General features: G+C 53.2%; 10 protein-coding genes. 4 read left to right on the forward strand and 6 right to left on the reverse strand.

Annotated elements, in window-relative coordinates:
• Positions 1–17: 17 nt before the first annotated feature.
• Entirely contained in the window at positions 18–875 is an 858-nt protein-coding gene (locus EDC14_RS17425) for a PIG-L deacetylase family protein (protein WP_132015589.1), read from the reverse strand.
• A gap of 284 nt (positions 876–1,159) precedes the next feature.
• Between EDC14_RS17425 and EDC14_RS17430 the strand changes: the two genes are divergently transcribed.
• Positions 1,160–1,966, forward strand: a complete 807-nt coding sequence (locus EDC14_RS17430; protein WP_165908099.1) for a DeoR/GlpR family DNA-binding transcription regulator — start codon at positions 1,160–1,162, stop codon at positions 1,964–1,966.
• Between the two features lie 85 nt (positions 1,967–2,051).
• Here the strand turns inward: EDC14_RS17430 and EDC14_RS17435 are convergent, their stop codons facing one another.
• Complete coding sequence (locus EDC14_RS17435) at positions 2,052–2,582, reverse strand: hypothetical protein (RefSeq protein ID WP_132015591.1); 531 nt, start codon at positions 2,580–2,582, stop codon at positions 2,052–2,054.
• Between the two features lie 298 nt (positions 2,583–2,880).
• On the opposite strand from EDC14_RS17435, the gene pgmB reads away from it, so the two are divergent.
• The 3 genes from pgmB to EDC14_RS17450 are packed head-to-tail and all read left to right on the forward strand — an operon-like array spanning position 2,881 to position 5,060.
• The gene (gene pgmB / locus EDC14_RS17440; protein ID WP_279388778.1) at positions 2,881–3,573 is read left to right on the forward strand and encodes a beta-phosphoglucomutase; all 693 of its coding nucleotides are present in this window, start codon (positions 2,881–2,883) and stop codon (positions 3,571–3,573) included.
• 27 nt (positions 3,574–3,600) lie between these two features.
• Positions 3,601–4,584 (forward strand): glycosyltransferase family 9 protein, encoded by a 984-nt coding sequence (locus tag EDC14_RS17445; protein ID WP_132015593.1) that lies wholly within the window; start codon positions 3,601–3,603, stop codon positions 4,582–4,584.
• Positions 4,581–5,060 carry an adenylyltransferase/cytidyltransferase family protein gene (locus tag EDC14_RS17450; RefSeq protein ID WP_132015594.1) on the forward strand — a complete coding sequence of 160 codons (480 nt, stop codon included), beginning with the start codon at positions 4,581–4,583 and terminating at the stop codon, positions 5,058–5,060. Before EDC14_RS17445 ends, EDC14_RS17450 begins: the two co-directional genes overlap by 4 nt.
• Before the next feature lies 1 nt (position 5,061).
• On the opposite strand, the gene ispF is transcribed toward EDC14_RS17450, so the two are convergent.
• From ispF to EDC14_RS17470, 4 genes are all read right to left on the reverse strand, one after another.
• Positions 5,062–5,544, reverse strand: a complete 483-nt coding sequence (gene ispF / locus EDC14_RS17455; RefSeq protein ID WP_132015595.1) for a 2-C-methyl-D-erythritol 2,4-cyclodiphosphate synthase — start codon at positions 5,542–5,544, stop codon at positions 5,062–5,064.
• A complete protein-coding gene (gene ispD, locus EDC14_RS17460) occupies positions 5,522–6,271 on the reverse strand; it encodes a 2-C-methyl-D-erythritol 4-phosphate cytidylyltransferase (RefSeq protein ID WP_132015596.1) in 750 nt (249 codons plus the stop codon). Before ispD ends, ispF begins: the two co-directional genes overlap by 23 nt.
• Positions 6,272–6,355: 84 nt before the next feature.
• The gene (locus EDC14_RS17465; protein ID WP_165908100.1) at positions 6,356–7,402 is read right to left on the reverse strand and encodes a PIN/TRAM domain-containing protein; all 1,047 of its coding nucleotides are present in this window, start codon (positions 7,400–7,402) and stop codon (positions 6,356–6,358) included.
• Positions 7,403–7,602: 200 nt separating this feature from the next.
• Complete coding sequence (locus EDC14_RS17470; protein ID WP_132015598.1) at positions 7,603–8,079, reverse strand: CarD family transcriptional regulator; 477 nt, start codon at positions 8,077–8,079, stop codon at positions 7,603–7,605.
• Between the last annotated feature and the right edge of the window lie 384 nt (positions 8,080–8,463).

Consider the following 8,463-nt stretch of genomic DNA (forward strand, 5'->3'; position numbering starts at 1 on the left):
ATGGTATTGGAATTCCTTTATTCAGTCTTCAGCAGCCGCATCAGCCGCTCGGAAACATCCAGGCTGAAGCGGCGGATGTAATCTTGCACATAAGCATCGATGTCCAACGCCGGGTTATCCACTAAAGGTTTCAAATTCATGCCCCAAATGTACGCCGAGGCTTCATCCACGCCGTGAGCTTCCAAGTAGGTCGCATTGGCCAATCTGCGGCCGGCCGTCGCCAGATCATAGCGTTTACCGCCGCCGATTTGGGAATCATGGACCCCAATCAGCGCCGCAGCGAGATTGGGACGCGAACTAACATCGAACATCACCTTGTCTTCATCATTCATCCAGTCCAACCCGCGCCATACTTCACACCCGTAGATCCGTTCGGGACGGAGGGCTTCGGGCAACCGCCGCAAGGCCTGGATCGTCCGCAAGGCCACACTGACATGGGTATCATGCTTATCCGCCAGATTATGGGTATAGATAACTTCCGGCCGGGCTGCCGCGACGATTTCGCTTAATTCCTCGAGAATATCGCAGTTCATAGAGTCTTTCACTTGACAGCTGGGATAATCCAATAAAGCCAAAGCGCCATATTCTCCCACGTAGGCGGCTTTCTTTTGTTCCGCCCGTCTCACCCGGCGCATGGCTTCGTCACAATATTCCGCATACAAATTAGCCCTGGCGCTGCCGGAACCATCCCCTACCACTACTCCCATAAACCATTGATCCGCTTTGGCAAAACATTGCAATATCCCGTGATAAGCCATGATCTCCAGATCATCCTGATGGGCTGCGATCGCCATGTGAGTGGTCCGCCCGATCGCCTCCGGAACCGGCTCCCGGTCCGGCACGAATAGCTCCGCGCCGCAGTTTTTGAACTTCATCCGTGCTTCTCCTTTCCGGCTTTCTCTTAATCTCCGCCGTTTTGAAATATACGATCACTTCGCCGCTCCCAAATTGATTATAATAAAAGCAACATCATTAGTCAATTATTTTTGTTTTATTTTGTTGTATTCATTCTGGCAGACTATCCTGAAATCAGCGAATAGGTTTGTATTTAGTGTTTGAACGATTGGATTTTGCTCCATCGAAAAAACGATCACACGGATCGTTCCCGTACGCTGTAATCCCATAACTCATGTTTACTTTTGTTGCTTTGCATGATACAATGAGCAAAGACCCCATCCAGCGTTTGAGAAAGGACGGCGTTCCCGTGCCGACTGCCGAGAGAAGAATCAAAATCTTTAATCTACTGGTGGAGAAAAAATCAGTGGAAGTGAATGAGCTGGCCAATCGCTTTGGCGTTTCCACCATGACCATTCGCAGAGACTTGGCGATGCTTGAAAAGCAGGGCATCGTCACGACCAATTACGGCGGAGCGTATCTCAATGAGGGTACTGCCATTGAACCGAGTTTTTCCTTAAAATACGGGCAAATGACGGAAGCCAAAAATAAGATGGGGCTGGCTGCGGCGGACCTCGTGCAAAACGGGGATTCTCTTTTCATCGATTGCGGAACCACCACGATGCAGCTGGCGAAGCATCTTCAAGCGAAAAAGGTCACCGTCATTACCAACTCTTTGGTAGTTAGTAATTTGTTGCAGACCAACTCAAAGATTAAATTAATCATGGCGCCAGGCGTCTATGACCCGAAATCAGCCGGTTTTTTAGGGCCGTTGACCATCGATTTTCTGCAAAAATTCAATGTCGATAAAGCGTTTATCGGGGCGCAAGGTTTTGATAGCGAAAGCGGAGCCACGGTTCCTGATGAGATCGATGCCGAAGTAAAAAAGGCGTTCTGTCGAAACTCCAAACAACGGATTTTGATGGTGGGCTACGAAAAGTTGGGCGTCAGCTGCCTGGCTAAATTCGCCGATATAACGGAGATCGACTGCTTGATCTCGGATGAAAACGCTTCCCGGGACGAGGTGGGCTTCATTCTAGGAAAAGGGGTTCAAGTGATTTTGGCGCGGTAATAAGCGGATGGATTCCTCGAAAAACCGATTACCAAAACACGACCGGGTAAAAACCCGGTCGTGTTTGGCAATGAATAAAAATTTGTCATCCCGCCGCTTCTTCCTGAAAAAGCATCCGAAAAAGGTTGGGATACCGCTCCGTGACGTGTTTGAGCCGGTAGGGCGGCCGGAGCCGGGTCTTTAGCAAGCCCCGCAACGAACGCTTCCGCTGGCTGAAATACCAGAATCCCACCATCTCATAGAGTTCTTGATAGTTCCGATTGCGCAACTTGATATTCCGCGGCAAACCGTGCGCATACAGAACCTCCATAAACTCGGCCTCCGCCAGGCTATCGGTGGCGGATGAGACTTTCTGGCGGATCACGTGATACCCGCGCTGCTCAAGATGCTCCTGAAACTTATCGAAGATTTCGCCGCGGCATAACTGAATCGGTTCCTGGTTGGTGATGGCAAGTTCCGTAAAGGCGGCTTTTAAGAGTTCGGTTGCAAACGATATCCGATTCTCAACCTGCGGCGGGATATAAAGGAAGCGGGCCGACCCCGTCTCCAGATGATGAATGACCAGAACCTCGGGACCGATAAAACAACCGCCGCCGGCATCGTCGATCTCAATCATCCGCGCATGTTCCTTCCTGCTTTCGTGATTTCGTCCTATCGATTCAGTCAACCGGATGCAATACCGAAACATAATCCGTTACTTACCCGATCATACACCTGCTTTTGTAATGTTTCAAGTAGCAGCAAATAGAAAAATACCAATTCATGGTCTTAAAGCAGTTATTTGGGCAGGAAATCACGGAAAAAATGCCGAATCAACCTAAAACTAATGCGCGTTTCTCGGCAATTACCATGTGCAGGCTCGACGCGGCGCGCATAAAGGGAACCGGTAAGATAAAAAATATCAACAAAATGAGGTGTCTGGAATTTCACGGCAAATCAAGGCGTTCCTCTTCGACATGGACGGCGTAATCACCGATACGGTCGAATATCATTATCAATCCTGGAAAAAGCTCTGCGCAGCCGAGGATATCCCGTTTACCGCGGCGGACAACCGGGATTTACTGGGACTCTCCCGCGAGGATTCCCTGCAGTTGCTGCTGGACCGGTATCACCGGAAAGTCTCTCCGGAGCATTTCCGATATCTCTATGAACGCAAGAACCAGCTCTTTCTGGAGCTGGTCGCCGGCATGACCGCAGCCGACCTGTTGCCCGGAGTCCGGGAGTTTCTGGACGAACTGGCGGAAAGCGGCCTCAAGATTGCAGTCGCCTCGTCCAGCCGGAATACCCAATGCATTCTGGAGCGGCTGGGGATCGCCGAACGTTTCGCGGCCATCGTCAATTCCAGCATGGTCGAACGGGCCAAGCCGGCCCCGGACCTGTTCCTGCACGCCGCCGCCCAACTCCAAGTGGTTCCGGAGGAAGCAGTGGTCATCGAAGACTCGGCGGCCGGAATCAGCGCCGCCCACCAGGCCGGAATGCTGGTCGTCGGCATTGGCCCGCGGGAACAGGTCGGCCCGGCCAATCTGATCTTTCCTTCCCTGGCCGAGGTCCGGTTGCCTTCCTTGGTGGCGGCATTGCAGAATCTCCGGGAGGTTTCGCTCCCTTAAGAACACCCAGAGGACTTTGAGAAACGGATGGCGAATTTCGAACGGATCTTACTCATTCGGCATAGCGGCATCGGCGACATTCTCTTTACGCTGCCTGCAGTCAACCTGGTCCGAATGAACTTTCCCGGCAGCCGGATCGTGTATTGCACCAAAAAACGGTATGCCGCTCTCTTGCAAGGTTTCCGTGCCGTCGACCAGGTCATCGCCGTGGACGACGAGGCTTTTCGCCACGGAAACCCGCTCAAGATCGCCCGCCACAGTTGGCGCCTGCTGCGCGCGGTCCGCGCCGGAGGATTCGATCTCGCCGTCGATCTCCACGGATTCGGCGAGACCGGCCTCATCGCCTGGGCCAGCCGGGCCCGGGAACGTTGGGGAATCGTTCGTCATTTCAAACGGCGCTTTTTTTATACCGCCGCGATCCTCAGGGATCCGCTGCTCCACAGCGTCGACCAGGGCTGTCAGTTGCTGGTGACGAATGGGCTTCGAGCGTTTCCGCCCGACAACCAATTTCAACTGCCCCGGCAATACCTTGCCGAGGCCGAAAAGCTATTTACCAATTGCGGGCTGGAAGCGGGTCGGGCGACCATCTTTATTCAGCCGTTTACCAGTTCCAAAAAGAAGAATTGGCCCTTGGAAAAGTATCTGGAATGTGCGGAACGGTGGCGCAGCCTGGGCTGGCAGGTGCTCTTCGGCGGCGGACCGGAGGAAAAGAAACGGTTGGCGGGGATGAGCGCCCGTTTTCCGGCCGCAGCCGGCCGTTCGGGACTTTTGACCACCGCCGGATTGATGCAATTGTCAACCTTGACGGTGGGCGGAGATACCGGCATGCTTCATCTGGCGGTCGCCCTGGGAAAACCGGCCCTGATGCTGATGCGCCAAGCCGATCCGCAATACCTTCCTTACCGCCACCCGGATTGGGCATTGGTCTCGCCCGATCCCAAAACCATCGCCGCCATCCCGGCGGAGGCCGTCATTGCGGCAGCCAGCCGAATTGTAAAGGAGAACCCATGAACCAAGCGCTCATTACCCCAGCCCAGTTTCCCGAACTCCAAGCCGTCTGGCAACGGCAAAACCTGAAAATCGTTCTGACCAACGGCTGCTTTGATCTGCTACATGCCGGCCACCTGCGCACTTTTTGCGAGGCTAAAAAACTCGGCGACCTTTTGGTGGTCGGACTCAACAGCGACCGTTCGGTCCGGGGGTTAAAGGGAGAGACCCGGCCGCTCGTCAGGGAAACGGACCGCGCCCTTCTGGTCTCGGCATTAAAGCCGGTGGATTACGTGACGATCTTTGACGAGCCGACCGCCTCCGATTTATTGCTGGCCCTCCGGCCCCACGTGTACGTCAAAGGCGGCGATTATTCCCTGGAGAACCTCCCGGAACGCCAAGCCATCCTGGAGATCGGCGCCCAAACGGTCTTCGTCCCGCTGGTGGAGGGGATCTCCACCTCGGAATTGGTCAAAAAGATTCGTAGCGCTAATATGTAGCTTACAAAGGCCGCCATTCCTCCAGCAATACCACGGCCAGCGCGGCGATGCCCTCGCCGCGGCCGGTGAAGCCCAGTTTTTCAGTGGTCGTCGCCTTGATATTCACGGCCGAAAGGTCGCAGGCCATCACTTGGGCGAGGCGCTCCCGCATCTTGGGAATATGCGCCGCGAACTTGGGGCGCTGGGCAATGATCGTGGCGTCGATATTGCCGATGGCATAGCCCGATTCCCGCACCCGTTCAAGAACGCTGCCCAGCAGTTGTGTGCTGTCCGCCCCCAGGTAGCGGGGATCAGTATCCGGAAAATGGACCCCGATATCTCCGGCGCCAATGGCGCCGAGCAGGGCGTCCATGATCGCGTGAATCAGCACGTCGGCATCGGAATGTCCGAGCAACCCCAGTTCATATGGAATTTTAACCCCGCCTAGAATCAACTCCCGTTCCGGTACGAGTTGATGAACGTCAAATCCCTGACCGATCCGCATCCGCTCTCCTCCTCAATATCGCTTCGGCCAACCAAAGATCCTCGGGCGTCGTAATCTTCAAATTTTCGTAAGAGCCTTCGATCAATTTCACCCGTTCGCCGCAGGCTTCCGCCACTCCGCAATCGTCGGAGAAATAACGGCCGCTGGCTGAGAGCCGCTTATAACAAGCTAAAATCGTTTCAAAGTCAAACACCTGGGGCGTCTGAATCGCCCGTAAGGCCGCGCGCTCCGGCGTGGCCGACACATACCCCGCCGCGTCGACCTGTTTGATGGTATCCTTGACCGGAACGGCCACTCCGACCGCTCCATATTCCCAACCGGCGGCGAGCGACGCCTCCAAAAGCTGCGGCGTGAGTAGCGCCCGGGCAGCATCATGAATGGCCACCAGCCGCCGTCCGGCTCGGGACCATTCCGGCCACTCCTCCAATGATTGCAGGCCGCGATAGACCGAGTCCTGCCGCTCTTTGCCGCCGGTCGTCAGCACAATCCGGGTGCCCGCCTGGTCCGGCCAGGCGTTTTCCAGATAGGTCCGAAATATCTCTTCCTCATCCGCATGGACCACCAACACGATCCGGGCCACCGCCGGTACGGCCATAAAGGCACGGAGCGTATGGCCGATCACCGGCTCGCCGTTCAGACTCAACCATACCTTATTCCGGCCGGAACCCATCCGCCGCCCCAGTCCCGCCGCGGGGATTACCGCGGCCACGTTTGAAATGCTCTTCATCCATCATCACCACCGCTTCTTTTCCAGCCCCGAATCGAAATATCCTGCAAAATGTCATAAAAAAAATGCTCCTTAAAGGAGCATTCATGAAGTAATTCGCGATGCCAGATATTCTTTGGGTTTGGCGAAGATCATCCGCCCCGCCGAGGTCTGCAAGATGCTGGTCACTAAAATCTCGATATCGAGTCCGATGTAACTTTTCCCGCCTTCCACCACAATCATGGTGCCGTCCTCCAGATAGCCGATGCCCTGGCCATGTTCTTTGCCGTCGCGCAATACATGGACCATCATCTCCTCGCCCGGAATGACCACCGGTTTAATGGCATTGGATAAGTCGTTGATATTCAGCACCTGGACTCCGTAAAGTTCGGCGACTTTGTTCAGATTATAGTCGTTGGTAACGACTTTCGCCTCAAGTTCCCTGGAGAGGCGCAACAGTTTGGTGTCCACTTCGCTCAAATCGTCATAGTCCCGGTCGAAGATGCGCACCGCCACCAAATTCTCTTTCTGGATCTTATTCAAAATATCCAGGCCCCGGCGGCCGCGATTGCGGCGCAGCGGGTCGGCGGAATCGGCGATTTTTTGCAGTTCCGAAAGGACAAAGGTAGGAATGATCAGTACGCCTTCCAAAAAGCCGGTTTTGCAAAGATCGGCGATCCGCCCGTCAATAATTGCGCTGGTATCCACCACCTTAAATTGGTTCTTTCCCGGGCTCGCTTTGGGCGGGGCCGGCGCGGCCGTTTCGAAAAAGAGCGCGGTAAAATCCTTGAGCTTGAGCGCCGTCATGGTCATGACCACTCCGACCGTCAGCAAAACTCCCCAAAACAAGACCAGCATCCGTCCTTGCCAGGGCAAAACTTCCACGACCGGCCGGAAGACCGAACCCAATAAAGCTGCCGCCGCCAAACCGCAAAACAAGGCCATGCTCTTCACGGTCAGTTCCGCTCCGGTCTTTTTACTCACAACAAACTCTAAAAACTGCGAACCTTTTACCGATAATGCCAGACTCAATAAACCGCAGATGATTGCCAGGGACAACCCCGCCGCCGGGTTCGGGTGGGAATTCAGAAGAACCGTCAGGAACCACCCGGAAACGCCCCCTCCAAGGGACCATAAGAAATGCTTAATCATTGTATCGAACCCATCACCTCTTTCGCAATTTATATGATGAAACATCAGTCGATCCGCTAGTTAGTATTGACCAAAATTGGGCGGTTTATCCTCGGTCCAACTTAAATTTACGACGCCGTTCCCAAAATGAATAAAAAAGCACAAAAATAAAAGCACCGGCATTATGCCCGTGCTTGCAATCGCGAAAATAAAGTTTTGCTCTAGGATAAGAAATCATCGATCATTTCGGCCATCATGTTTTCGGAGACGTTCTTGGCCAGAACCAGCTCACTCAGCAGGATCCGCCTGGCGTTTTCCAACATTTTCTTCTCGCCGGTTGACAATCCTTTCTGACGATCCCGCAGCACTAAATTGCGGACTACTTCAGCGACTTCAAATATACTGCCGCTCTTGATCTTCTCCAGATTGGCCCGATACCGGTGATTCCAATTAATTGGCATACTGGTGGTTTTATCTTTGAGCACTTCAAAAACTTTCAGGATCTCTTCTTCGTCGATAATTTGGCGTAGTCCTACCTCTTTTACCTTGTTGAGGGGGACCATCGCTTTCATCTCCCCCATCGGCAACTTGATAATATAATACCGCACCCGTTCTCCGGAGACCTCTTGTTCCTCGATATCCTCGATGACTCCTGCCCCGTGCATCGGGTAGACTACTTTATCGCCGACATTAAACATCCCAAACCTCCCACCGTTTCCAATTCTATCTTACAACATTCGGCGCCTCAAGTCAAGCTTATTATTTTAACAGGTTTTATTTTTGTTGTCAATATTTTTTGTTGATTAATTTTGGTCAGTGCTTCAACTTTTGTCGATTTTTCTTTCTTCCATCCCTTCTTGGAAGCCAAGTGATAAAGTCTTTCGAAACGGAGATCAGCATGCAAAAAGGTTTAAAACGACTTTACCACTTGCTTCCCTGAGCTTTTATTGTTCACCCTGGCCTTCGGGCAGGGTTTATCACAACGCTTTAGAAGCCATGTGATAAAGTCTCTTTCAAATGAATCCTTTTGCCAAAGGATTTTAAACGACTTTATCACTTGCTTCCCTGAGCTTTTGTGTTCA

The sequence above is a fragment of the Hydrogenispora ethanolica genome (genome assembly GCF_004340685.1).
Classification (GTDB): domain Bacteria; phylum Bacillota; class UBA4882; order UBA8346; family UBA8346; genus Hydrogenispora; species Hydrogenispora ethanolica.

Excerpts from the sequence above, each read along its gene's own strand:
- EDC14_RS17465 (WP_165908100.1), bottom strand. The coding sequence starts at position 7,402 with ATGATTAAGCATTTCTTATGGTCCCTTGGAGGGGGCGTTTCCGGGTGG.
- ispD (WP_132015596.1), bottom strand. The coding sequence starts at position 6,271 with ATGAAGAGCATTTCAAACGTGGCCGCGGTAATCCCCGCGGCGGGACTG.
- EDC14_RS17445 (WP_132015593.1), top strand. The coding sequence starts at position 3,601 with ATGGCGAATTTCGAACGGATCTTACTCATTCGGCATAGCGGCATCGGC.
- EDC14_RS17430 (WP_165908099.1), top strand. The coding sequence starts at position 1,160 with ATGAGCAAAGACCCCATCCAGCGTTTGAGAAAGGACGGCGTTCCCGTG.
- EDC14_RS17450 (WP_132015594.1), top strand. The coding sequence starts at position 4,581 with ATGAACCAAGCGCTCATTACCCCAGCCCAGTTTCCCGAACTCCAAGCC.
- EDC14_RS17425 (WP_132015589.1), bottom strand. The coding sequence starts at position 875 with ATGAAGTTCAAAAACTGCGGCGCGGAGCTATTCGTGCCGGACCGGGAG.
- ispF (WP_132015595.1), bottom strand. The coding sequence starts at position 5,544 with ATGCGGATCGGTCAGGGATTTGACGTTCATCAACTCGTACCGGAACGG.
- EDC14_RS17435 (WP_132015591.1), bottom strand. The coding sequence starts at position 2,582 with ATGATTGAGATCGACGATGCCGGCGGCGGTTGTTTTATCGGTCCCGAG.
- EDC14_RS17470 (WP_132015598.1), bottom strand. The coding sequence starts at position 8,079 with ATGTTTAATGTCGGCGATAAAGTAGTCTACCCGATGCACGGGGCAGGA.